The organism is Bacillus sp. LQ16 (assembly GCF_057784645.1).
In genome coordinates this window covers 1,582,248-1,605,144 of the sequence record NZ_CM173491.1, presented here as the reverse complement: position 1 = coordinate 1,605,144, position 22,897 = coordinate 1,582,248, and the positions used below count along the sequence as shown (strand labels likewise).

General features: G+C 36.0%; 26 protein-coding genes and 1 other RNA gene. 5 read left to right on the top strand and 22 right to left on the bottom strand.

Translation table 11 applies throughout. From position 1 onward, the window contains the following. Positions 1–48 precede the first annotated feature (48 nt). The 5 genes from rnpB to AC3EMB_RS08180 all read right to left on the bottom strand — a co-directional run bounded on the left by rnpB (position 49) and on the right by AC3EMB_RS08180 (position 2,706). Positions 49–439, bottom strand: an RNA gene (gene rnpB / locus AC3EMB_RS08200) — RNase P RNA component class B. Between the two features lie 86 nt (positions 440–525). Next, the gene (gene gpsB / locus AC3EMB_RS08195) at positions 526–861 is read right to left on the bottom strand and encodes a cell division regulator GpsB (protein WP_000622431.1); all 336 of its coding nucleotides are present in this window, start codon (positions 859–861) and stop codon (positions 526–528) included. 97 nt (positions 862–958) lie between these two features. Then, positions 959–1,513 (bottom strand): SLOG family protein, encoded by a 555-nt coding sequence (locus AC3EMB_RS08190; protein WP_000862916.1) that lies wholly within the window; start codon positions 1,511–1,513, stop codon positions 959–961. A gap of 56 nt (positions 1,514–1,569) precedes the next feature. Then, entirely contained in the window at positions 1,570–1,992 is a 423-nt protein-coding gene (locus AC3EMB_RS08185) for a CotD family spore coat protein (protein ID WP_000546292.1), read from the bottom strand. A gap of 156 nt (positions 1,993–2,148) precedes the next feature. After that, complete coding sequence (locus AC3EMB_RS08180) at positions 2,149–2,706, bottom strand: YppG family protein (RefSeq protein ID WP_000487718.1); 558 nt, start codon at positions 2,704–2,706, stop codon at positions 2,149–2,151. A gap of 177 nt (positions 2,707–2,883) precedes the next feature. Between AC3EMB_RS08180 and AC3EMB_RS08175 the strand changes: the two genes are divergently transcribed. Next, on the top strand, positions 2,884–3,075 hold the full coding sequence (locus tag AC3EMB_RS08175; protein ID WP_000242652.1) for a YppF family protein: 192 nt from the start codon (positions 2,884–2,886) through the stop codon (positions 3,073–3,075). A gap of 26 nt (positions 3,076–3,101) precedes the next feature. Here AC3EMB_RS08175 and AC3EMB_RS08170 read toward each other — a convergent pair whose 3' ends face one another. Continuing rightward, positions 3,102–3,446 carry a YppE family protein gene (locus AC3EMB_RS08170; protein ID WP_000786937.1) on the bottom strand — a complete coding sequence of 115 codons (345 nt, stop codon included), beginning with the start codon at positions 3,444–3,446 and terminating at the stop codon, positions 3,102–3,104. A 15-nt stretch (positions 3,447–3,461) separates the two neighbouring features. Continuing rightward, positions 3,462–3,704, bottom strand: coding sequence for a hypothetical protein (locus AC3EMB_RS08165; protein WP_001252034.1), 243 nt, complete (start codon positions 3,702–3,704; stop codon positions 3,462–3,464). An 85-nt stretch (positions 3,705–3,789) separates the two neighbouring features. On the opposite strand from AC3EMB_RS08165, the gene AC3EMB_RS08160 reads away from it, so the two are divergent. After that, entirely contained in the window at positions 3,790–3,969 is a 180-nt protein-coding gene (locus tag AC3EMB_RS08160; RefSeq protein ID WP_001987054.1) for a hypothetical protein, read from the top strand. Positions 3,970–4,120: 151 nt separating this feature from the next. Here the strand turns inward: AC3EMB_RS08160 and AC3EMB_RS08155 are convergent, their stop codons facing one another. After that, positions 4,121–5,146, bottom strand: coding sequence for a DUF2515 domain-containing protein (locus AC3EMB_RS08155; protein ID WP_089170712.1), 1,026 nt, complete (start codon positions 5,144–5,146; stop codon positions 4,121–4,123). Between the two features lie 103 nt (positions 5,147–5,249). On the opposite strand from AC3EMB_RS08155, the gene recU reads away from it, so the two are divergent. Then, positions 5,250–5,852, top strand: coding sequence for a Holliday junction resolvase RecU (gene recU / locus AC3EMB_RS08150; protein ID WP_000155599.1), 603 nt, complete (start codon positions 5,250–5,252; stop codon positions 5,850–5,852). A 66-nt stretch (positions 5,853–5,918) separates the two neighbouring features. Further along, entirely contained in the window at positions 5,919–8,612 is a 2,694-nt protein-coding gene (locus AC3EMB_RS08145) for a PBP1A family penicillin-binding protein (RefSeq protein WP_488517614.1), read from the top strand. 25 nt (positions 8,613–8,637) lie between these two features. Here the strand turns inward: AC3EMB_RS08145 and AC3EMB_RS08140 are convergent, their stop codons facing one another. The 10 genes from AC3EMB_RS08140 to panB form a co-directional block, all read right to left on the bottom strand. Further along, complete coding sequence (locus AC3EMB_RS08140) at positions 8,638–9,156, bottom strand: YpoC family protein (protein WP_029441862.1); 519 nt, start codon at positions 9,154–9,156, stop codon at positions 8,638–8,640. 3 nt (positions 9,157–9,159) lie between these two features. Beyond that, a complete protein-coding gene (gene nth, locus AC3EMB_RS08135; RefSeq protein WP_000933035.1) occupies positions 9,160–9,807 on the bottom strand; it encodes an endonuclease III in 648 nt (215 codons plus the stop codon). Positions 9,808–9,822: 15 nt separating this feature from the next. Next, a complete protein-coding gene (dnaD, locus tag AC3EMB_RS08130; RefSeq protein WP_000728542.1) occupies positions 9,823–10,530 on the bottom strand; it encodes a DNA replication protein DnaD in 708 nt (235 codons plus the stop codon). Between the two features lie 120 nt (positions 10,531–10,650). Further along, positions 10,651–11,838: an aspartate transaminase AspB gene (gene aspB, locus AC3EMB_RS08125; RefSeq protein WP_000761571.1), complete on the bottom strand. Its 1,188-nt coding sequence runs from the start codon at positions 11,836–11,838 to the stop codon at positions 10,651–10,653. Positions 11,839–11,856: 18 nt separating this feature from the next. Then, complete coding sequence (locus tag AC3EMB_RS08120; RefSeq protein WP_000758740.1) at positions 11,857–12,360, bottom strand: cell wall elongation regulator TseB-like domain-containing protein; 504 nt, start codon at positions 12,358–12,360, stop codon at positions 11,857–11,859. Between the two features lie 7 nt (positions 12,361–12,367). Then, positions 12,368–12,538 (bottom strand): YpmA family protein, encoded by a 171-nt coding sequence (locus AC3EMB_RS08115; protein WP_000412179.1) that lies wholly within the window; start codon positions 12,536–12,538, stop codon positions 12,368–12,370. Between the two features lie 250 nt (positions 12,539–12,788). Beyond that, positions 12,789–15,593 (bottom strand): ATP-dependent DNA helicase DinG, encoded by a 2,805-nt coding sequence (gene dinG / locus AC3EMB_RS08110; protein ID WP_000044967.1) that lies wholly within the window; start codon positions 15,591–15,593, stop codon positions 12,789–12,791. Between the two features lie 131 nt (positions 15,594–15,724). Then, the gene (gene panD, locus AC3EMB_RS08105) at positions 15,725–16,108 is read right to left on the bottom strand and encodes an aspartate 1-decarboxylase (protein WP_000490186.1); all 384 of its coding nucleotides are present in this window, start codon (positions 16,106–16,108) and stop codon (positions 15,725–15,727) included. Positions 16,109–16,120: 12 nt separating this feature from the next. After that, entirely contained in the window at positions 16,121–16,969 is an 849-nt protein-coding gene (gene panC, locus AC3EMB_RS08100; protein WP_053564883.1) for a pantoate--beta-alanine ligase, read from the bottom strand. Further along, on the bottom strand, positions 16,969–17,805 hold the full coding sequence (gene panB, locus AC3EMB_RS08095; RefSeq protein ID WP_000851108.1) for a 3-methyl-2-oxobutanoate hydroxymethyltransferase: 837 nt from the start codon (positions 17,803–17,805) through the stop codon (positions 16,969–16,971). Before panB ends, panC begins: the two co-directional genes overlap by 1 nt. Positions 17,806–18,377: 572 nt before the next feature. Between panB and AC3EMB_RS08090 the strand changes: the two genes are divergently transcribed. Next, the gene (locus AC3EMB_RS08090; RefSeq protein ID WP_000062382.1) at positions 18,378–18,767 is read left to right on the top strand and encodes a cupredoxin domain-containing protein; all 390 of its coding nucleotides are present in this window, start codon (positions 18,378–18,380) and stop codon (positions 18,765–18,767) included. Positions 18,768–18,894: 127 nt separating this feature from the next. Here the strand turns inward: AC3EMB_RS08090 and AC3EMB_RS08085 are convergent, their stop codons facing one another. Genes AC3EMB_RS08085 through bshB1 form a run of 4 tightly spaced genes read right to left on the bottom strand, consistent with a single transcriptional unit; the run spans position 18,895 to position 22,886 of the window. After that, on the bottom strand, positions 18,895–19,875 hold the full coding sequence (locus AC3EMB_RS08085) for a biotin--[acetyl-CoA-carboxylase] ligase (protein ID WP_366986445.1): 981 nt from the start codon (positions 19,873–19,875) through the stop codon (positions 18,895–18,897). Beyond that, complete coding sequence (locus tag AC3EMB_RS08080) at positions 19,860–21,053, bottom strand: CCA tRNA nucleotidyltransferase (RefSeq protein ID WP_000439311.1); 1,194 nt, start codon at positions 21,051–21,053, stop codon at positions 19,860–19,862. Before AC3EMB_RS08080 ends, AC3EMB_RS08085 begins: the two co-directional genes overlap by 16 nt. Next, positions 21,040–22,185 (bottom strand): N-acetyl-alpha-D-glucosaminyl L-malate synthase BshA, encoded by a 1,146-nt coding sequence (gene bshA, locus AC3EMB_RS08075; RefSeq protein WP_088022023.1) that lies wholly within the window; start codon positions 22,183–22,185, stop codon positions 21,040–21,042. The genes AC3EMB_RS08080 and bshA overlap by 14 nt, the downstream gene beginning before the upstream one ends. Next, positions 22,182–22,886, bottom strand: coding sequence for a bacillithiol biosynthesis deacetylase BshB1 (gene bshB1 / locus AC3EMB_RS08070; protein ID WP_088022024.1), 705 nt, complete (start codon positions 22,884–22,886; stop codon positions 22,182–22,184). The genes bshA and bshB1 overlap by 4 nt, the downstream gene beginning before the upstream one ends. Positions 22,887–22,897: the final 11 nt, after the last annotated feature.

Sequence of the window (22,897 nt, the reverse complement as noted above, 5' to 3'; positions counted from 1 at the left end):
CTCCTCTAACAAAGGAGAGCTGAGTTATTTCATAGTTGGTTCATAACGTTCTGTAAGCCATGTTCTGTTCCTTTGTACTACAAACGGCCCACGCCTCGTACTCCGGTGGCAATCATCTATCTACAGGTTATAAAACCTGTCCTTTCCCGTCGTTCATTTCCTTGGAAAAGATTCCCCTACCATTATTTGGGTTTCTCGCTCGTGGGGTTTACCTCGTTCCACTCCTATCATTTCTTCAAGGACTTCGTCACTGTGGCACTTTAAAGGTAGTCAAACCATATCCGAAAGGACTTAGGTTTTTTCCCTGCCGTTAAACCAGCCTTACAGCCAGAATACCCTAGCTTATGAATTGGCTAGGCACGAACACTACAGCCATCTCAGGCCGTGCGAGCATGGACTTTCCTCTACAACGTTGGCGTTGCAGCGATTACCCAAACGTTATGACATCCATTAGTATAGTGGAAACAAAAAGATTTTGCAACGTTTTTTTCTATGTAAAACGCTTAAACCTTTTCCCACCTTACATCATTCGTATAACTTACTTCCAAATACAGCTTTTTCTAAGTTAGATAAGCGTTTTAAAATATCCGTATTCGTGTTGTTATAAACCGGTTGTGCAACTGGTGTTTGTACAGGTTGTTGTGGAACTTGCGTTACTGCTAGTTTTTGTTCCTCTAATTCACGCTTTAAACGAGCATTTTGTTGCTTTAATTGCTCAAACTCTTTGTGGAAAGCTTCATAGTCTTTAATGATCATATCAAGAAACTTGTCTACTTCTTCTTGCTGATAACCTCTCATACCTGTTTTAAATTCTTTTTCTAAAATATCTTTCGCTGTTAATTTAATTTTATCCGAAATCATTTTCTTCACCTCAAATTTTTACCAAAACTTTCATTAACTAAATTTTTTCAGAAACAATGCTTTTTGTCAATCATATATACGAGTACTATATTACATATTACTCTGCATTATTCCACTGTTCCTCTTCTATTATATCTTGTAAATCAGAAAAAAGAATGAAATAACTGTGATAATTTTCTATTTCCCCTTTTTTCTTTGCTGCTTCTACAATATATTTGGGACTTCCTGGTTTTTCTTCATCATATACCGCTAAAAGCGCATCACTTTTTTCAATAAAAAATTGATTTTTTAATTTAAATTGTTCTGGGCTTTCATACTTCCGTTTCGTGATACTATCAACATGGTCTGCTTGAGAAAGAATAAATTCGTAATATTCACGATTATCTTCTTTCCAATTTTCTTCTTGTTCTAAAAACGGAGTAAATACCGCTAATTTTAAGTCTGGATATTCTACTTGAATTTCAAAAACAACTTCAGCAGCCCATAATTCTACACCTAACTGGCCGCTTATTATAACCCACTCTAAACCATCTTCTACAAAAGTGGTTAATTTGCGGTGTAATGCCTTTTTTATACACTCCACCCCTGGATGATCATTTTTAAATATTCCAAGTTCAAATGGCTTATATCCTGTTACTGCAATAACTTTCATATCAACACTCCAATTACAAAAAAAGAACTAGCATTTCGCTAGTTCTAACATATCATTTACTTTTTAAATATTCCACCAACGTTTGGTCCGATATTTGGACCTACTGGTGATACATTGTTTGGTAAAAACGGTGATACATTTGGTCCTGGTCCAAACGGTGATACATTCGGTCCTGGCCCAAATGGAGATATTTGATGACCGTGGTGATGATGACCATGGCCACACGGTCCACATCCACCGCCGAATCCTGGGTCGATTGGGTCCACAACATTTACATTTGAATTTGTTTGTGGGAAGAAGTTTTGGTTTTTAATTTGTTGATGATGTACATGTGTTGTATGTGTTGGGAAAATGTGTGGCACCACCGTTGTTGAAAAAGAGTGTGTTACGCATTGTTTCGTCGGATGAACGACAGGAGCAGTTGTACAAATAGGTCCTACAGGCTTATGCCCTCCAAAACAAGGATGACAATGATGCATAGTTTTTTTCTCTCCTCTCTCGTTAAAAAAATCTGATTACACTTTACAGTATGAGAAAAGAGAGAAAGCCGTTTGTTATATATACCCATTTATTACAAGGAAATTTGTCTAGTCCTTTATTTCATATACAATACTTTCATAGACAACCCTTCAACATTACTTACCAAAGAAGCCTCCAACTTGCTTTACAATACCTGTCACCTGATTCATCGCATTCATCATCTGGCCAGCTGTGTTCATCATTTTATTTACATCATAGTTACCATCTGATGTTTTAAATTGAGAAACAAAACTAGAAAACTGACTTGGCTGTTGTTGCTTTTGTTTACTCTGCGTCGGATACGGTTGTTTTGGTGGATAAAACATCCCTTGTTGATTAGCATAGGGCGCTTGTGGTGGCATATAATATTGTGAATTCATATAAGGCTGCTGCTGTTGTTGATTCATGTATGGTTGCTGAGCTTGTGATTGTTGAGCTTGATTCACATAAGGTTGCTGCTGTTGTGGTTGTTGGGCCTGATTTACATAAGGTTGCTGCTGTTGTTGAGCTTGATTCATAAATGACACTTCAAACGGTTGATAATAATTTTGATTTCCATAATAAGGCTCGAAAGGATACATATTATACCGTAAATATGTATCCGTATTATATTGGTACATATTTTGCTGTGCATATGGATACGTTTGCTGATATACGTTAGATTGTTGAAACATGCATTCTCTCCTCCTTTACATAAGTTTCTACATATATAATATGTACCTATAAAATAATATGTGTGATGGAGTATCTGTCTATTTTTGTCGGAAGTTTAAATTTTTAAAAAATTAAAAAAGAAAACCCTTCCATGCTATGATAATTAAGAAGAAGATTCTCATGGGGGAGGAATCAACATGGTATTAGGGGATTTAAAACAAGCGTTTTCTCAAAAAAAGGGGTATTGCACAGAGAATGCAAATGAATTATTAGACTTTGCGAGACATTGGTATCTCGAAGGAAAAATATGCATATCAGATTATCGAACATTAATAAAAGAATTAGAAATAAACGGCGCAACAAAACCTACAACAATGACAGAAGCATAAAAATAACAAGAGGGTTCTCCCTCTTGTTATTTACATTGCTCAACTATATTTTGCAAAGTATACGAAACGGCTTGGTGTGTTTCAAAGAATCGTTTACCTTTACCTTTATTTACAAAGCATTGTAACACATTCGTTTGTAAATTATCGTATACTTGATCAATTTGCTGTACATGTATATACTTTGGCTTTTCTTCTTTAATCCACGTATAAGCTAATTCTTTCCACTTTTCTAATTCCTCATCTACCATATCTACAAACGGTTTCATATCCTTATAAAAATCGTATTCAATCAGTTCTCTTTTTTTTACATTCGCTTCATTATTATACTGCATGAGTTTTTCTGAAGACTGTATTAATGCTTCATTCTTCATTTCTTTCCCACCTTATTATGCACTCACTACGACGTTTTGAAATGTCTTTACCCAATTCCCTTTTTCTTCGTGATGCACTAATTTATTTTCCATATGTTCAATATGCATTTCTGTTATTTCTATCTTATTGCATATTTTTTCACTCGCATCCTTTAATGCATGATTCATTCTAATCGCTATATTCATTTCCAGCAAATCGAGAGAACTTAACATTTGATCCATTTTTTTCATTACATCTTCCTTCTGAACCATCGCCATATACAAAACGCCTCCTTCTTTGCTTTTCCTTTGTCATGTAATTTCGCCGAATGATTCACCACTCCTGCCCACATGACAAAACTAGTTGTTATTCGTCAAAGAAATCATTTCGTATGTCATTTATAGAAATGGTAACAATACAAAAAGGAGGTGTATTACAATGGCAAAGAACAAAAATGAAAAAAAGAAAAACCAAAACAAACAACAAAATAAACCCGAGACTGGCAATCCAAAGCTAGATGGTCCAAACTTCCCTGCTACATAAAGCGAGACTTTATTACGAACAGGTAGATTTCAAATCATCCTTAATCTCCTACTAGCATTACGTTTTGAAATTAAAGTTGTAGCACGCATAGCAGGATTGTTTCAAATTAAGAAGTCCCGTCTTCAAAATGGAAGACGGGACTTCTTTTTTATTATATCATGAACTCATCCATCCTTTTAGCAAAACGATTTACGATAGATAGCCTATAGATTTGTTCTCTCTTTCTTCTATACCATTCTGTTATATTAACTTCCTCTTTAGGTTCTTCAAGTACAAATAGCACATTCATTTTCATATTTGCACAAAACCAATCTCTCATTTTTATTTCTTCATGTAAAATAACAGGATAAATATCTCTAAGTGTTGGCGTATAAGACTTTCGAGTTTCCTGTGCGTAAACTTCATAATCTTCTCTAGACCCAGTATGTGTAGTTTGCAATGCAAACTTATAAAACGAACCATTATAAATTGGATGAAACAATAACCATGCTAATTTTTTTCCTAGTTCTATACGCTGTTGTAACGTTTCAAATTGATAAACCGAAAATCCATACATCCTCCCTTCAATTGTTGGGAAGATAACTGCACTAATATGAAATCTTTCTTGTACTTTAAAAAGTGCAGTATGGAATACATGTTTTTTAAAATATGTGTTCTCAATGACTGGTTTTTGAATTTTATTTTGTTCATTTATAATAAGCGCTGTCATAAGCCTATTCATATCTCTTCTTTCCCAGAAAAGTAACCATTCTTTTTCCATAAAAATTGATACGCTGAAATATTGCAACAAATGAAAGAGAGGTGCCCGTCTCTTCTTACTTTCCTCATACAATAATAGCTGAGGAAATGCATCTAAGAAAATAATCCAATTAGCTTGTTCGTACAGAAGAAATAAATGTTTTTTTACCGTTTCAGGTAATACAGTGGCATAATATCTCCCTTCTAAATCAGTCATATTCCATCCCGCATTTCTCGAAACCATACTCGCTAAAAAGGCCCACCTGATTTCACTATTTCTTAAATAATATTCTTGATAAGATTGTGTCCGAGAAATATTGTCCACATTAGCTATTTCTGTTTTCTTTTTAATATTGCGAATGATCGCTTTTTCTTTCTCTGTACAAAAATTTTTTTCTCGATTTTGTTTAATTTTCATATAATCATTCCATGTAAACATAAATAAGTCATCATACCTTTCATCAAAAAGGTCACATCTTTTTTCATTTTTTGATATAATCACCTTTGTAAGTAATTCTTAGCAAGTTGGGAGTGGACACACTATGACCATTCGTTACCCAAATGGAAAAAGGTATAATCAAGCTTCACAACCTCAAAAAACACCTATAAAAACACATACTTATAGTAATAGAGGTATGTCCCTTGAAGAGGAATTGAATGAAACAAATCAATATTACTTAACCCATAATATTGCATGTGTACATAAAAAGCCTACACCTCTTCAAATTGTAAAAGTAGATTACCCCGCTCGAAGTGCTGCAGTGGTAAAAGAAGCGTATTTTAAACAACCTTCTACGACAGATTACAACGGTGTATACAAAGGGAAATACATCGATTTTGAAGCAAAGGAAACAAAAAATAAAACTAGTTTCCCACTTCAAAACTTCCACCTTCATCAAATAGAACATATGAAGCAAGTGGTTGCTCATAATGGAATTGCATTTGTCATTATTAAATTTACACTTTTTGATGAATTTTATTTATTAGATGCAAAACATATTATTGCATTTTGGAATCGTCAAAATACAGGTGGACGCAAGTCGATTACGAAAGAAGAAATAGAAGAGCATGGATCCTTATTATCATGCGGTTATCACCCTCGGATTGACTATATCCGTGTACTAGACACGGTTTATTTTTCGTGATAGAGTCATCACTAAGGCTCTTTTTTCGACTTTTGGGGGAGAGAATGAAAGGTAGGAGAAAGTATAATGTCAGATAATTATCGTTCTCGTACAGAACGAAATCATGTAAAAAATCAAGAGAAAAAAACAAATAAAGAAGAAAAACCAAAGAAAAAAGGCTCCTTTTTCAAGAAATTCCTTATAGGTTGTCTACTTCTGGGTATCGTTGGTCTTGTAGCCGGCGTTTCCGCTTTCTTTGTTATGGTAAAGGACGCTCCAAAATTAGATAAATCCAAACTTGTTAATCCTTTATCAACAAAGTTTCTTGATAAAAACGGAAATTTCTTCTATGAATACGGTGCTGAAAAACGAACGCATGTTACTTATGATCAAATTCCAAAAGTAGTTGAAAATGCATTCCTTGCAACTGAGGATTCGCGTTTCTATGATCATAATGGAATTGACTTTAAACGAACTACAAAAGCAGTTATGGAAAATGTCACTGGTGGTTTCGGTTCCCAAGGTGGTAGTACGATTACACAGCAAGTCGTTAAGAACTATTTTCTAACGATGGATAAAACCGCTAAGAGAAAAGTACAAGAATGGTACTTATCTTATAAATTAGAGCAACAATACTCTAAACATGAGATTTTAGAAATGTACTTAAATAAGATTAATTTAGGTAACCGTTCATATGGTATTGCGACAGCAGCGCAAAAATATTATGGTAAAGATTTGAAAGACTTGCAATTACATGAAGCTGCTATGCTCGCTGGTTTACCCCAAGGTCCAAACATTTATGATCCAACAAAAAAGGAAAATGTTGAACGAGCAACAAATCGTCGTAATGTCGTATTGTCATTAATGAATCGACATGGTTATATAACAAAAGAAGAAATGAATAACGCCGTTAAGATCCCAGTAACAGAGGGCCTTCAACCGTCTTCAGAAGTAACTGAGATGAAGTATCAAGCATTTTTAGATGCGGTTGTAACAGAAGTTGAAAAAGAATATCCTGATGTAAATATCGGTTCAGATGGTTTAACGATTCATACAACACTTGATCAAGATGCTCAAGATTACGCTGAAAAAATTATGGATGGAAATCTTATTAAGTATCCAAACGATCAATTCCAAGGGTCATTCGTATTTATGGATACACAATCTGGAGAAGTTCGAGCAATTGGTGCTGGACGTAAAGAAAATAAGTCCACTTTCAAAGGTCATAATATGGCAACTAATTTAAAACGCCAAGTTGGTTCAACAATGAAACCTATTTTCGACTACGGTCCAGCGATTGAGAATCTTCAGTGGTCTACTTATCATCAATTAAATGACTCTGAATATACTTATTCTGATGGCACAAAGATTAAAAATGCTACAGGAAGTTTTAAAGGTGACGTTTCACTTCGTGAAGCATTGAAGAAGTCATTAAACATTCCGGCTTTAAAAACAGCTCAAACAGTTGGGCTTAATAAATCAAAAGAGTTTGCTGAAGGTTTAGGCATGACATTTGAAGATGGAGTACATGAATCTACTGCAATTGGTAGTAACGATAGTTCTCCATTAGCAGTAGCAGGTGCATATGCAACGTTTGGTAATAACGGCGTGTATAATAAACCTCATTTCGTAAAAGAAGTAATCTTCCCGGACGGGAAAAAGAAAAGCTTTAAACCGAAGGAACAACGTGCTATGCAAGACTACACAGCTTACATGGTAACTGACGTTCTTCGTGACGTAGTAAAACCTGGTTCTGGTGGTACAGGACCAACAGCATATGTTTCAGGTGTTGACGTAGCAGGTAAAACTGGAACGCAAAACTTTGATGCAAAAGATTTAAAGAAATACGGCATTCCAGCTGATGCAAACAGGGATAGCTGGTTCGCTGGATATACACCACAATATACGATGGCTGTATGGACGGGTTATGTAAAGAACGGTCCAGAAAACTACATTAGTGATCGTTATACTAAAATTGCACAGCAAATGTTCCAAGTAATGATGAGCAAATTCGCTACAGATAAATCACGCTTTGAACGTCCTTCTTCTGTTCAAGAAATAAACGGAGAACTATACGTAAAAGGTGCGAAAAAAGATGCAATTAAAGAAATTAAAGTAGATGCCCCTAGTGGTCTGAATGTCACTTTCGATGGCGCTAGCACAGTTACACTAAACTGGTCTGGACCAGCAGAAGTTGATGCATATGCAGCCAGCTATAAAGCAACTGACGGTTCAAGTGGTAGCCTATCAATAAGTGGTACGACAGCTACTCTTGGTGGTATTAAACCAGGTGTTACTTACAGCTTCTCTGTAGTAGCGAAAAAAGGCACTGGCACAAGCCCAGCAGTTGGTGCATCCTTCACTGCGCCTGGCGGAACTCCAGATGCGAAAAAAGCTGAAGAAGAGGCTAAGAAAAAGGCCGATGAAGAAGCTAAGAAAAAAGCTGATGAGGAAGCCCAGAAAAAGGCTAATGAAGATAAAGTAAAACAAGACGAAGCTAAGAAAAAAGCTGAAGAAGAGGCTAAGAAACAACAAGAACAGCAACAAGAACAACAACGTAAACAGCAAGAAGAAGCTCAAAAGAAAGCTGATGAGGAAGCTAGAAGAAAAGCTGAAGAAGAAGCTAAGAAAAAAGCTGAAGAAGAAGCTAGGAAGAAAGCTGAAGAAGAGGCCAAGAAAAAAGCTGAAGAAGAAGCTAAGAAACAACAAGAACAGCAACATCAAAATACCGGAGGAGATACACCTCACGCAGACGGTACTGTTATTACAACAGAGTCCTAATAAACAAAAAAGAAGTCCGTTTCTCTTAACGAGAAGCGGACTTCTTTTTTGTTATCATTTTCTTTACATATAGCTTTTCTATTTCGATATACAACTGCGCTAATTGAATATAAGAATGATAATTACTCGGTTTCTTTATTATGAATGAATATCTTTCCATAAAATTAACAGGTTGCACTTTTAATTTATTCGTATTTATTTGCATTTCATTCAAACTATGAACAGGTTGCTCATTTAGCCAATAGACAACCGATAACAAGTGAGCTGCAAAAAGAATCATTGGCCCCTCAGCCTCTTGCTTATTTCTATTTCGAAACAGTATAGCAATGTCTTCATGCTTATTTTTCCATACATTCAACATCGCTGGAATACTGTTTTCAATTTCCTTCCATGGCTCATACTGTCTTTCAATATCAAATATAAAGTAAGTATTTTGTATTATTTCTTCAAAAGACTCGTCTGTATGATATTCAATTGAATTTACGCTTTCTTTAAAAAATGGTAAGCAGTGAAATTCTTTCGGTATTTCTATAACTCGCTCCATCCCTTATTTCACCTTCATTCGCTTCTTTCCTTCACGACATACTTCTAACAGTCTGCACTCCTCACATTGCGGTCGTTGTGCTTTACAATGATAACGTCCAAAGAAAATCATACGATGATGCGTAACCCCCCACTCATCCATCGGTACTTTCTTCATTAACGTTTTTTCTACTTCTAACACAGAATCTTTCCATCTACAAATCGCTAATCGTTTACTCACTCGCTCCACATGTGTATCAACAGCAATTGCAGGAATCCCAAACGCTACGGAAACTACAACATTCGCTGTTTTCCTTCCTACACCGGGTAATTTCGTAAGTTCATCTCGATCGCTCGGTACCTCCCCATTATAGTCATCTAATAACATTCGGCATAATTTTTGAATGTTTTTTGCTTTATTTCTATACAATCCGATAGAGCGTATATCTTGTTGTAATTCTTCTAGAGAAACACTTAAATAATCTTCTGGTGTTTTATATTTTTGAAATAAATTTCTTGTCACTTTATTTACAAGTACATCTGTACATTGTGCAGATAACGCCACCGCGATTACAAGTTCAAATGGATTATCATGAACCAATTCACAATGCGCTTCTGGATACATATCCGCCATTGTGTCTAAACAATAACGGATTTGCGTTTTGTTAAGCATATTTCTCCTCCTATATTACTGCTCCAACCAATTATAAAAAGGCACTTTTCCAGTAAATTTCGTCTCTTGTTTTGTCATTTGTTGTGCTCTTTGTTGATTCGCTCTAAATTTTTGACCTTGATTTTGAGCCTGATCTACCGTTTTAATTCCATTCTTTTTCCACTCAAATAAAATACGATCAATATATCGGAAATTTAGTTTCCCACTCATTACAGCTTCTCTAAGAGCTGCTTGAATTAAATTTGGATGATGTTGATCTTGGTCCTCCCACATTCCTAACGTTTCACATTCGAACGGCGAAAGTGGTCTTCCAAATTCTTTTTCAAATACTGTATATAAATTTACTTGCAGCTGTTTTTTTTCTTTTTGCTCTTCCTCTATTGATTCATCCATTAAGAAATGTAATATTTTTTCCCATAACGGTTGTAAAGAATAACTTTCGCACATCATTGCTTCTGATCTTTGTCCACCTTCTAGTGATAAAAAACCTTTTTGAATCAACGCTTGAATTACTTCCATACATTTCATTTCCGTTATCGTCATCCGTTCAGAAATCTCTGAAGGAGTCGGAAACGAATTACCTGATTCTAAAAATGTGTGTACATGAAGTACAACCATAAATTCCGTCTCATTTAAACCTAATTTTTTATAATGCATCATAAGCAATTTTGGAATTGCAATGCTTCCCTGCTCAAACCACTGTAGCATCATTTTCTTTTTCATCACCAAACACCTCGCTCTCTAGTATAACACACCTTTAGCTATTTCTTTTTGCCACAATTCGTCAAAAAAACCTCCCCATCAATAGGGAGGTTTTTTATATTACATGAATGAAATATAAAATTAAGCTTGCACTTTACTTTTCATAAATGTATGGATGCGTTCTAATGCTTTCTCTACTTGTTCAAGAGATGTCGCATATGATAAACGAACATTATTTGGAGCACCAAATCCTGTACCTGGTACAAGAGCCACTTTTTCCTCTTCTAATAGAGCCTTTGCCCAATCATCAACTGTTGCATATCCTGATAAAGCTACAGCTTCTTTTACGTTAGGGAATAAGTAAAATGCACCTTGCGGTTTAATACAAGTAAAGCCAGGGATTTGAATTAATTTATCATAAATGATGTTTAATCTCTCTTCAAAGGCTTGACGCATTGTTTCCACAGGTTCTTGTGAGCCTGCATATGCCGCAATTGCGCCGTATTGAGCGATTGAAGTAGGGTTTGACGTACTATGACTCGCTAAGTTCGTCATCGCTTTAATAAGCTGCTTATTTCCTGCTGCATATCCAATACGCCATCCTGTCATAGAATGAGATTTAGATACACCATTAATAATAAGTGTTTGTTCTTTTAATGCATTAGAAAGCTGGGCAATTGAAGTATATTCTACGCCACCATAAATTAATTTTTCATAAATTTCATCAGAAACGATTAAAATATCATGTTCTAAACATACTTCTCCAAGCTGTTGTAATTCTTCTTTGCTATAAATCATTCCTGTTGGATTGCTCGGTGAATTAATAATAACTGCTTTCGTTTTCTCTGTAATTGCCTCACGCAGCTGCTTTGCTGTAATTTTGTACTCATTGTCTTCTAAACCTTCTACATAAACCGGCTTACCGCCAGCAAGCTTTACTTGCTCTGGATAGCTTACCCAGTAAGGAGTTGGAATGATAACTTCATCTCCCTCATCAAGTAATACTTGGAATAATGTATATAATGCATGCTTTGCGCCATTACATACAATAATTTCAGATGGATCATACGCAATACCTTGATCGCGAGTAAATTTCTTCACAATTTCTTGTTTTAACGATTGTAGTCCACCTGTTGGTGTATACTTCGTATGCCCTTCTAACATCGCTTTATGTGCAGCATCCATAATATGCTCTGGTGTATTAAAGTCAGGTTCCCCTGCCCCTAATCCAATTACATCATGACCCTCTGCTTTTAATGCTTGTGCCTTTGCTGTAATTTCTAAAGTTGAAGACGGTGTTAAAGCAGCTACTCGCTTTGCTAATTTCATTTGTAGTTCCCCCTACATCTATTTTTCAATGCTATATCGTCTTAAAAATTTTCCATCTTTAAATTCAAGATAGTAATAACTATAACGATTGTCATCATCAATATATGTAACTTCCCATAGTGGTACATCATTTTCAAAGCCTAATTTCACTTTCATAATCTCTTTCGGCTTACTTTTTGATTCCTTACTTTCATTGCCGACTTGTTCTAATGTTCTTTGTATAGCCTCTTTTTCAGAAATACCTTCGCTCTTTTTCCTTACTACAGTATCCCCTTTTTTCTCCGGCACCCAAACGATAAGTTGTTCTCCCTTTTCATCTGTACCTTGCACGACTATATATGCAGATTTTCCGTTGTAATAATCAACAGATTTCACCTTTGTAAGCTTTGCTTTTTCTTTAGCAATTTCTACAAATTTCGACTCTTTTGGAATTTTCTTCCCCATTGCTTTATTATAAACATACGCCCCATATATTCCGCTAGCAACGATAACAATAATGATTGCAAAGATCCACTTTTTCATTGTATCACTACGTTCTGTAAATCGTAAATACAGCTGTTTCTTTATCTTTTTCGTCTAATGCTAGTCCGAACATGAGGTCCTGCTCTTTTAACGTACGATTCAAACTATCAACAATTTTATACAAATCAGACGAATATTTAATACGCGTCGTTGATAGTACTTCGATTTTCTTCTCCATGAAAAAACTCCTCCGTTACACAAAAATTTCTAATTATAGAAGAACGCAATGCGGTTACAATAAGAGTACATTCTTTACAACCCCTGCTTCATCACCCATCTATTATAGCAGGACATGTACAGCAAAAAAAGGTTTCAAGTCGAAAACCAACACATTTTGTATACAAGAAGTAAGAAAAATAAAATTCCTCCTACCCACATTTTTTACGCCTGAAGTTTATAAATACTTCAGGCGTATTTTTCTTCCATTTTTATTCATTTGATGGTTCTTCTAATTGTACTAATAATTCTTCTAATGGTCCTTCATAAAGAGGTACGTTAGGGATCGATTGTAGAAATCGTTTTCCATAGGAAGAACTCGTCAAACGACGATCTAGCACTACTACCGTTCCTGTATCTGTATTCGTTCGAATTAAGCGGCCGAATCCTTGTTTGAAACGTAATATTGCTTGTGGCAGCGCTAATTTAGCGAATACATCCTCACCTTGATTTTTTAGCCACTCACCTTTCGCTTCCATCATCGGCTGATGAGGCGGCGTAAATGGTAGACGGACAATAACAAGACAACTTAAGGCATCTCCTGGAATATCTATCCCTTCCCAGAAACTGCTCGTCCCTAATAAAATTGATTTGTCGAACTCTTGAAACTTTCGAATTAAACGGCTTCGACTTCTATTATTCACACTTTGTGTGAGTAATAAATAACCCTCTAATTCATCATTATTTTTTAAATTCGCATACGCTTCTTTTAACATTTCATACGAAGTGAATAAAACAAGCATTCTGCCCTTTGTGGCTTTCGCTATCTTTGCAATATGTTCCGATACAGATTCAATATATCGCTCATTACTTACTTGCTTAATAAAAGGTACATCCGTTGAAACCATTAATTTCATTTGTTCATCATAACGAAATGGCGATGGAACCTTTAAAGTATTTGGAGCGAAATCATGTAAACCAAGTTCCTCTTTTATATAATCAAACGTATCGTTAACTGTTAGTGTTGCGGATGTAAAAATAACACTCTTTTTTTCTGTTAAGAATTCATCAGCAAATCTTTCACCAATATGAACAGGCTGTGCATATAGAACTGTTGAATGAATCGTCCCTTTCGTTTCAGTCTCCATCCAAGTTACATACGAATTCTTTTCTAATACGAGTAACTGTAATGATTCTGCCATCTTTCTCAGCAACTCAATTAAATGCATAAATTCACCTGTTACAACATGCATCTCCCATTCTAACTTACTTTGCAATATATCCACTTGCTTCTCAAGAGCAGTTACTACCCTTCTTAATTCATATATAAAACGATTTGTTAATTCAACGATACTATCCCACAACTTACCTTTTTCTAGTTCTGCGTTATACCTATAGATGAGCGGCATATTATTCGTTCCTTGTTCTTGCTTTGTTTGTTTAAATATAAAAGTACGTAACATTTGGAAGAGTTCATCCGCATCAAACTTAAGTTCCTTCAAACTATAACTTATCATACGGAAAGTTGAACGAGATGCTTGCTCTGATTTTTTCATCATTTTATATACTTTGGAGAGTACATCTTCTGTTTCTAGCGTCCCAAGACGAGATATAACCAATTGAAAATACATACAAGAGAACTGTTCACCCAATGTTCTACTCGCAGCTTCTTCAATATGGTGAGCTTCATCAAAAATAATATGTTCGCATGAAGCAAACAGCGGTTCTTCACTTGAAAAATCTTGAAATAATAACGCATGATTTGTGATAACGATATCTGCAAATAAAGCTTTATTCTTCGCTCGCTGGTAAAAACAACGACTAAACCAATTACTTTGCATACCGCCTGGACTATACGCATCACTACAAATACGATTCCAAAGTAACTTTCCGCCCTCAGGAATATTTAATTCGTCTTGATCACCCGTTTCAGTTTGCAATAGCCAAACTAAAATCTTCGCCTTCGTAAGTGCCATATCATAATTTTTTTCTTCCTCTTGTAAAGCATACTCAAATTTGTGTAAGCAAAGATAATGCTTTCTTCCTTTAAGAAGAGCTACCTCAAATGAAAATGGCATTATTTTTTGTAATAACGGTATTTCTTTTTCTAATATTTGTTGTTGGAGTTGTACCGTTTGTGTACTTATAATGACAGGTTCTTCTTTTCTCTTTGCAAAATAAAGACTAGGAAGCAAATATGCAAGAGTCTTTCCTGTTCCTGTACCGGCTTCAATTAGTGAAAAACGAGAATCTCTTAACGCCGTATATATCTCTTTCATCATCAGTTGTTGACTTTCTCTTCTTTCAAACTTTGGCATATGTGATTCCAATTTATCCATCGTTTTATTCAAGAAAGCATCAAACTTTGATGAACACGTTTCTCCAAGGTTTAAGGAATAGTTCCGCTTTTTCAGCGCAATATTTCGATGTATTTCATACTCCGCTATATCTTCTTTACCATTCATTACTTTCTTTAAAATATTTTCAGAAAGCACATCAGCTATATCACTTTGGAACACATCGCTTAATTCATAAAGCGATTGCAACGTGACAAGTGGTAACTTTTCAATTTCATTTAAAAATTGTAAAAATAATTCCGCTGTTGCAAGAGCATCACTATCCGCACGATGTGGTTGATCATGTTCTAGTTCATGCTTCTTAGCTAAATCACGTAATTTATAACTATCAGCTGTCGGCAAAAGAATTTGAGCCAATTCAACCGTGTCGATTTTAGGACAATGTATTTCTGTATATCCAGCCTGTCTTAATTCTTCATTTAAAAAATTCCAATCAAAGTGAACATTATGCGCAACGAAAGCCGCACCTTGTAATAGCTCAACAATCATCGGGGCTACATCTTGAAATAACGGGGCTTGTTTTACAAGACTTTCATCAATCCCTGTTAATTCTGTAATAAATGGTGGGATCTCTCTCTTTGGGTTAACAAAAGACGAAAAAATCTCCAATATCTCTCCATCTTCTACTACAACAGCTGCAATTTGGGTAATTTTATCCTTCCCATCTTTCCAGGAGTTCCCTGTCGTCTCTAAATCAACAACGACATAACGCTTACTCATATATGTAACACCTCAATTTCTTACCTTTCAAACAACAATAATTTATATAATGTTACTATACCACGTTTTATCTCATCTTAATGAAAAGATGCACAAAAAAGCTATCTCCGCAATGGAGATAGCCTTTCTACTTATAATATCGTACCCGCTTTTTCAGCACCTAACATTTCAATAATTTGATTATTATCGTCTAGTACTGCAATTTTGGGTTCTTGTTTATGAACCTCTTCTTCCGTAACTAGCCCATAACAAATAATAATTACTTTGTCCCCTGGTTGTACAAGCCTTGCCGCAGCACCGTTTAAACAAACAACACCACTACCGCGTTCCCCTTTAATAACGTATGTCTCTAAACGAGCACCATTATTATTATTTACAATTTGGACTTTTTCGTTTTCTACAATATTTACTGCATCCATTAAATCTTCATCAATTGTAATACTACCTACATAATTTAAATTTGCCTCCGTTACAGTTGCACGATGTAACTTTGCTCTCATCATTGTGCGAAACATAGGTGCTCCCCCTTATTTAACCGTTAATGTTATATTGTCAATTAATCTTACATTTTCAAACTTAACTGCAATAGCTAAAATGATTCGTCCTTCGACTTTCTCTACCATTGTTAATGACGGATATGCATATAAATCCGCATAATCTACAGTGCCTTTCGTATGCGTCTCAATATACTCTTTCACAAGATTTGTAATGATTTCCGGATTACGTTCACCTACCTCAATTCTTTCTTTCGCTATACATAGGCTGCGGTATAAATGAAGAGCCTCTTCACGTTCATCTTGTGATAGGTACACGTTACGAGAACTTTTCGCTAATCCATCTTCTTCCCTTACAATATCAACTGGTACGATTGTAACCGGAATATTGAAATCAGTTACAAATCCTTCAATTACTGCAACTTGTTGAGCATCTTTCATACCGAAATAAGCACGCGTTGGCAGCGTAATATTAAATAGTTTCATTAGTACAGTTGCAACACCAGCAAAATGACCAGGTCTTTGTTGACCGCATAATACGTCCGTGCGCTTCACAACTTCTACTGTTGTTGTTTGTTCTGCTGGATACATTTCTTCTACACTCGGATAAAATAAATAATCTACACCGTTTTCTTTTGCTACATTTTCATCTCTATTAATATCACGAGGATATCGATCTAAATCTTCATTTGGGCCAAATTGCAGCGGGTTTACAAATACACTTAAAACTACAATTTCATTTTCTTCTCTTGCCTTACGTAATAAGGTAGCATGCCCTTCATGTAAATAACCCATCGTTGGAACAAAACCAATACTCTTTCCACTTGCACGAAGTTCGTTTGTAATTTGCTGCATCTCTTGCACTGTAGTTACGATTTTCATTATTGTTTTCCTCCGTATAACGCTAAGCATTCTTCCTCTTTCATTGTGAACGAATGTTTTTCTTCAGGAAATTGCCTTGTCTTTACTTCAGTAACATATTGTGAAATCCCACGCACAATCTCCTCTTGAACAGATGTATATTGCTTCACAAATTTCGGCACACGATTCACGCCGTATGAGATAAGATCATGATAAACAAGCACTTGCCCATCTACTTTTTGTCCTGCACCAATCCCAATTGTCGGTATTGTTAGTTGCTCTGAAATAAGTTCTGCTAACTGCATTGGTACACATTCTAACACAAGCGCTATTGCACCAGCTTCTTCACATTTCTTTGCATCTTCTATTAATTTCTTTGCACTCTCCGCATCTTTTCCTTGCACTTTATATCCACCCAATACTCCTACAGATTGAGGGGTTAAACCTAAATGCGCTACAACAGGAATTCCTGCGTTCGTCAAATATTGAATCGTTGATATAACTTCTCCAGCACCTTCTACCTTCAGTGCATGCGCCCCGCTCTCTTGAACGATGCGGCGTGCATTCACCATCGTTTCTTGTAATGATACGTGATACGACATAAATGGCATATCAGTTACAATAAACGTCTCTTTCGCTCCGCGGCGTACAGCTTTCGTATGATGAATCATATCCTCTACTGTTACAGGTACTGTTGAATCGTATCCGAGTACAACCATTCCAAGAGAATCTCCAACTAAAATCATATCAACTTCAGCTTCTTCTGCTAATTTAGCAGATGGATAATCATACGCCGTTAGCATTGTAATCGGCTCACCTTGCTCTTTCATCTTCAAAAAATCTGTTTTTGTTTTCAAAAACTACTCCTCCTTTATACAGGAGAGAGGAGATGGCCGCAATCATATAAAAAACCCCTCTGGCCATAAAAGGGCAGAAGGGTTGTGTGTTAGTCGGCATTATTCATCCCTCTGTCCCAGTCCGTTATTGGATCAAGGCAGAATCCAAGTTATTATTTTTCGTATTACTTCGAATCATGGTGCAGTTCGCTCTGATACTGCCCACATTCGAACTAATTATAGCAAACTACAAAAGGGAATTACTACATTTTTTTGAAAAAATAATTTTTTATTCTTATTACGGTATATGAAATTTAATAAGAGAGTATATATGCTAGAAAGTGAAACTTTAATCAGCCAGATTCCCACCTAACTTCTTTGCTTCCGCTGAATTTTGAGGTGGAGGTCTTATTGCCCAGTAAATAGCGGGATAAAGTTTTTATAGATAATTCAATCCTGAAAAGATACATGTTTTTTCAGCGCATGTTAAAAAAGTCCAAGTTAATTTCTTCTGTAATCAATTTAACTGTATAACTCTTAAACTAATGATGCAGGTTAATTGAGGAAAAGTACTTAACAAAGGAGAATTGCAGATGTCTATGAACAGGTGGTTATTTCGATTCAGCAGTTTGCTTGTAATGATTGTATGGTGGATGTCTTTAGGATCCTTTCATGTATTTGCCTCAGTTAATGTCGTAACACAACCCACCGATGTAACGAACGTGATTGAGGTTGAACTAAATGATGATTACTTTAATCCAAATGTCATCACGATTCCGCTTGAAGGATCAACAACATTACTATTGAAAAATAAAGGTAAAAACGAGCACACCTTTACAGTGAAAAAACTCGGCATTGACGTCGTAGTTGAGTCAGGAAAAGAAAAGAATATTACCGTGAAACCTAAAAATACTGGTACATATGAATTAATATGTCGATACCATCTCCTTAAAGGAATGGAAGGCAAAGTAATCGTCAAATAACATGCCAGACCAACTAGACGGAAGATATCTTGAAATGAACTTTAAATATGAAAAGGATTTATTATCATGTTACAAATTTAACTCAAAAATATTGAAATAAAAAGAAGTTCCAAAAGAGGAACTTCTTTTACTTAATTTCGATATCTGCAGAATGAATATGATGTACTTTCCCCTCATGATCCTCCAGAAGTAATACACCATCCTCTGTGATTCCTTTTGCTAACCCCGTAATCGTCTCTCTCATCGTTCGAGCGGTAATTTCTTTCCCGATGCTCACAGCGTAACTTTCCCAAAGAATTTTAATGACAGAGAAACCATTTTGTAAATACTCTTCATATAATTTTTCTAGTTGTAAATAGATTTGTTGCATAAGTTCTGCACGAACAATCGGCTTACCTGATTCAATCGCTAATGAAGTAGCAATGTGCTGAATTTCTTCATCAAAATGTTCTTGCTTTTGATTCGCATTAATACCGATGCCCATAATGACAGCATTAATTTTATCAGGATCCGCTTGCATTTCTGTTAATATACCTACAACCTTTTTACCTTGAATTAAAATGTCATTTGGCCATTTTATTCCCACGTCTACACCTGTACATTTTTCAATTGCCTGTGCAACACTAACAGCCGCTAACAAAGTAAGTTGCGGTGCATGATGAACTGGAATCGATGGGCGTAAAATAATACTCATCCAAATTCCTGTTCCTTTTGGTGAATGCCATTTTCTGCTTAAACGACCTCTTCCCGCTGTTTGTTCTTCTGCTACAACGATAGTTCCTTCTTCTGCACCTTCATAAGCAAGTTTTGCTGCAATGTGCTGCGTTGATTCAACAGTTTCTTCAAAATACACTGTTCTACCAATTCGCTTCGTTTGTAGCCCTAACTGAATTTCATTAGCAGTCACTTTGTCTGGCTTACTTGCAATTCGGTAACCTAATCGGCGCACAGCTTCAAGTTCATATCCCTCACTCCGGAGATCTTCCATATGTTTCCACACAGCAGTTCTTGAACAACCAAGTTTATCACTAATCGTTTGGCCGGATACAAACTCGCCATCCGCTTCAGAAAAAACTTGTAATAACTGCTTTCTTATAGTAGATTGCATCCTTGCAGCCACTCCCTTATACGCTCTTTCTCATTAACTACGTTTCCTTTTACAATTGCTTCCTCGATTTTCTGAAGCATGTCAGCAACCCACGGACCAGGCTTTTTGTTTGCCCAGTTTAATAAATCATTACCAGTCACATTCATTTCTTGACGACCCTGGATTGGCAATGCATGAAACATTGATTGTACTCGTTTAACAGATGTAGGATCATAGCTTTCAATCATCGCTTCATATACTCTCTCTGCCATTTCAGCGATATAAATTCCCGTTTTATAAAGAAGGACTGTATCCCAATCCTTCTCCTTTCTAGTACGGATTGCCAATAAAACTGCAACAATATCTTTTATTTTTTTATTCGAAAACTTCCATTGACGTAGAAAGACAGATGGATGTTCTTCTCCGATACAATATAAGAAAAATGCCCACGCCTCAATATCCGTTTCGAAAGAATCCCATTTATACTGCGTAGCTTTTAACAGTCTCTCTTCTGACATTTGTAAATACGGCAAATGAGAAAATAGCTTCGTCTCTACTAATTCTTTGAGACCTTTCACACAATATGTACCAGTTAACAATTTCTCAAACTCTACTGTAATGCGCTCAATTGCTATATGTTCTAGCAAATGTCCATACGTTTCAATCGCTTGCTTCGTTTTCGTTTCTAATGAAAAACCTAACGCGCTTACAAACCGAATACCACGCATCATTCGCAGGGCATCTTCTTGAAAACGATCCGCAGCATTTCCAACTGTCACAATTTCTCTCTGTTGAATGGCTTCCTGTCCAGCAAATAAATCAACCATTTCGCCTTCTTCTGTCATAGCAATTGCATTCATCGTGAAATCACGACGTTTTAAATCCTCTTCTAATGAACGAACAAATTGAACACTACTAGGTCTTCGAAAATCTTCATATTCGCTTTCTGTTCGAAAAGTAGTTACCTCATAAGGCTCACCATTTTCTAAAACAATTACAGTTCCATGCTCAAGACCAACAGGAACATTTCTTGGGAATATAGCCATCACTTCTTCTGGTAAAGCAGATGTCGCAATATCAATATCTCCAATCGGCCTATCGATAATAAGATCTCGCACGCTCCCACCAACAAAGTAAGCCTCATGTCCTTGTTGTTTTAATGTCTCAATAATAGAACTAGCTTTTTTAAATCTTTCCATTTTTGTCATCCCTTAGTACGTCATAGTAAATCGTTTCATATTGTGAAACAATTTTTTCTGAGCGAAATTGCTCATAAACACTTTCTCTTGCTCGTTCTGCCATATTACGGTGAAGTTCCTCGTCCTTTAATAGCTGAGTAGCTTGATTTGCCACTCCTGTTGTATCGCCAACTTCACATAAATATCCTGTTTCCCCGTGTTGAATAACCTCTGGAATACCTCCAACCCGTGTTCCGATACAAGGTACACCACACGCCATTGCTTCTAATAAAACAAGACCAAAACTTTCCTTCTCTGATAGAAGCAACATTAAATCACTCATCGCAAGTAGTTCTGCAACATTATCTTGCTTCCCTAGGAATAAAACACGATCTTCAATATGTAAATTCTTCACTATCTGTAAAATCGTACAGAATTCTGGTCCGTCTCCAACAAGAAGCAACTTCGCATCTACTTCTTTAACAATTTTAGCAAATGCCTCAACAACATCCTGCACACGTTTCACTTTACGGAAATTCGAAATATGAATAAGTACTTTTTCACTCTCACTTATACCGTATTCTTTCTTTAATTGAGACATATTACGTTTGAAATATACACGTTCGTCTATAAAGTTATATACCGTTTGAATTTCTTTACTTGGTTTTACAAGCTCATGCGTTTCGTTAATTAATGAATGCGAGACAGCAGTAACAACATCCGATTGCTCAATACCAAAACGAATTAAATTATTTAACGAAGGGTCGGAACCTAACACAGTAATATCTGTTCCATGCAAGGTTGTAACAATTTTAATACGCTCTCCGATCATTTGTTTTGCTAAATATGCACAAATTGCATGTGGTATTGCGTAATGCACATGTAAAATGTCTAAGTTTTCTCTTTGTGCAACCTCTGCCATTTTACTTGCTAACGCTAAATCGTATGGTGGATATTGAAATACAGAGTACTGGCTTACCGTCACTTCATGAAAATATATGTTTGGATATACTTTATTTAACCGGAATGGTAAACCCGATGTAATAAAGTGAATTTCATGCCCGCGTTCCGCCAATTGCTTTCCTAATTCTGTTCCAACAACTCCAGAACCACCTACAGAAGGATAACATGTAATACCTATTTTTAATTTCATTTACATCCCCCTAATAAATCAGCATGTAATAAAACCGGTTTCTTACTCATAAATCCCTCGGCATACAAGACTCCAACTTCTTTTCCAAACATCTTCTCACGAGCAATCACAGTTTCAACGTATCCTTCTGTTAACGGTGTCTTAACACCATCACTTCCTGTTGAAAATTGACTTTCATATGCTTCTAATGCTTCCACCTTTATAGAGAGGTACTCACTTATATCTATACAAAAATTCGGTTTATGAAAACCATTAATCATATAATTATAAAAAGACTCCACACGATGTGGTGAAAGTTCCGGCATATATTTACGGATTCCTGCTGAAAAAATAGCCTCTTCCACAAGCTTTGCACAATTTGCATGATCTGGATGACGATCTTCATAGTATGGCGCAAAAACTAGTTTTGGTTTATATGTACGGATCACCTTGACAATTTCACGTATATACTCTTCTTTCATATACAAACCACGGTCTGGCATCGCTAAATTCAGCCTCGTTTTTACTCCCATTATACGAGCTGCGACCTCTGCTTCTTCTTTTCTCAACTCTATCGTTCCATTGGAAGAAAGATCAGCTTCTGTTAAATCACAAATACCTACTTCATACCCTTGCTTTGTATATTTAGCGATGGTACCAGCCATGCCGATTTCAACATCATCGGCATGAGCACCAAACACTAATATATGTAATCCACTCATAATTGTTCCCC

Excerpts from the sequence above, each read along its gene's own strand:
- panD (WP_000490186.1), bottom strand. The coding sequence starts at position 16,108 with ATGTTTCGCACAATGATGAGAGCAAAGTTACATCGTGCAACTGTAACG.
- AC3EMB_RS08085 (WP_366986445.1), bottom strand. The coding sequence starts at position 19,875 with ATGCAATCTACTATAAGAAAGCAGTTATTACAAGTTTTTTCTGAAGCG.
- AC3EMB_RS08165 (WP_001252034.1), bottom strand. The coding sequence starts at position 3,704 with ATGGCGATGGTTCAGAAGGAAGATGTAATGAAAAAAATGGATCAAATG.
- AC3EMB_RS08175 (WP_000242652.1), top strand. The coding sequence starts at position 2,884 with ATGGTATTAGGGGATTTAAAACAAGCGTTTTCTCAAAAAAAGGGGTAT.
- aspB (WP_000761571.1), bottom strand. The coding sequence starts at position 11,838 with ATGAAATTAGCAAAGCGAGTAGCTGCTTTAACACCGTCTTCAACTTTA.
- AC3EMB_RS08155 (WP_089170712.1), bottom strand. The coding sequence starts at position 5,146 with ATGTTTACATGGAATGATTATATGAAAATTAAACAAAATCGAGAAAAA.
- AC3EMB_RS08120 (WP_000758740.1), bottom strand. The coding sequence starts at position 12,360 with ATGAAAAAGTGGATCTTTGCAATCATTATTGTTATCGTTGCTAGCGGA.
- AC3EMB_RS08140 (WP_029441862.1), bottom strand. The coding sequence starts at position 9,156 with ATGGAGCGAGTTATAGAAATACCGAAAGAATTTCACTGCTTACCATTT.
- panC (WP_053564883.1), bottom strand. The coding sequence starts at position 16,969 with ATGAAAATCGTAACTACAGTGCAAGAGATGCAGCAAATTACAAACGAA.
- dnaD (WP_000728542.1), bottom strand. The coding sequence starts at position 10,530 with ATGAAAAAGAAAATGATGCTACAGTGGTTTGAGCAGGGAAGCATTGCA.
- recU (WP_000155599.1), top strand. The coding sequence starts at position 5,250 with ATGACCATTCGTTACCCAAATGGAAAAAGGTATAATCAAGCTTCACAA.
- AC3EMB_RS08190 (WP_000862916.1), bottom strand. The coding sequence starts at position 1,513 with ATGAAAGTTATTGCAGTAACAGGATATAAGCCATTTGAACTTGGAATA.
- AC3EMB_RS08145 (WP_488517614.1), top strand. The coding sequence starts at position 5,919 with ATGTCAGATAATTATCGTTCTCGTACAGAACGAAATCATGTAAAAAAT.
- AC3EMB_RS08115 (WP_000412179.1), bottom strand. The coding sequence starts at position 12,538 with ATGGAGAAGAAAATCGAAGTACTATCAACGACGCGTATTAAATATTCG.
- bshB1 (WP_088022024.1), bottom strand. The coding sequence starts at position 22,886 with ATGAGTGGATTACATATATTAGTGTTTGGTGCTCATGCCGATGATGTT.
- gpsB (WP_000622431.1), bottom strand. The coding sequence starts at position 861 with ATGATTTCGGATAAAATTAAATTAACAGCGAAAGATATTTTAGAAAAA.
- nth (WP_000933035.1), bottom strand. The coding sequence starts at position 9,807 with ATGCTTAACAAAACGCAAATCCGTTATTGTTTAGACACAATGGCGGAT.
- AC3EMB_RS08170 (WP_000786937.1), bottom strand. The coding sequence starts at position 3,446 with ATGAAGAATGAAGCATTAATACAGTCTTCAGAAAAACTCATGCAGTAT.
- AC3EMB_RS08080 (WP_000439311.1), bottom strand. The coding sequence starts at position 21,053 with ATGGAAAGATTTAAAAAAGCTAGTTCTATTATTGAGACATTAAAACAA.
- AC3EMB_RS08090 (WP_000062382.1), top strand. The coding sequence starts at position 18,378 with ATGTCTATGAACAGGTGGTTATTTCGATTCAGCAGTTTGCTTGTAATG.
- dinG (WP_000044967.1), bottom strand. The coding sequence starts at position 15,593 with ATGAGTAAGCGTTATGTCGTTGTTGATTTAGAGACGACAGGGAACTCC.
- bshA (WP_088022023.1), bottom strand. The coding sequence starts at position 22,185 with ATGAAATTAAAAATAGGTATTACATGTTATCCTTCTGTAGGTGGTTCT.
- AC3EMB_RS08180 (WP_000487718.1), bottom strand. The coding sequence starts at position 2,706 with ATGTTTCAACAATCTAACGTATATCAGCAAACGTATCCATATGCACAG.
- AC3EMB_RS08185 (WP_000546292.1), bottom strand. The coding sequence starts at position 1,992 with ATGCATCATTGTCATCCTTGTTTTGGAGGGCATAAGCCTGTAGGACCT.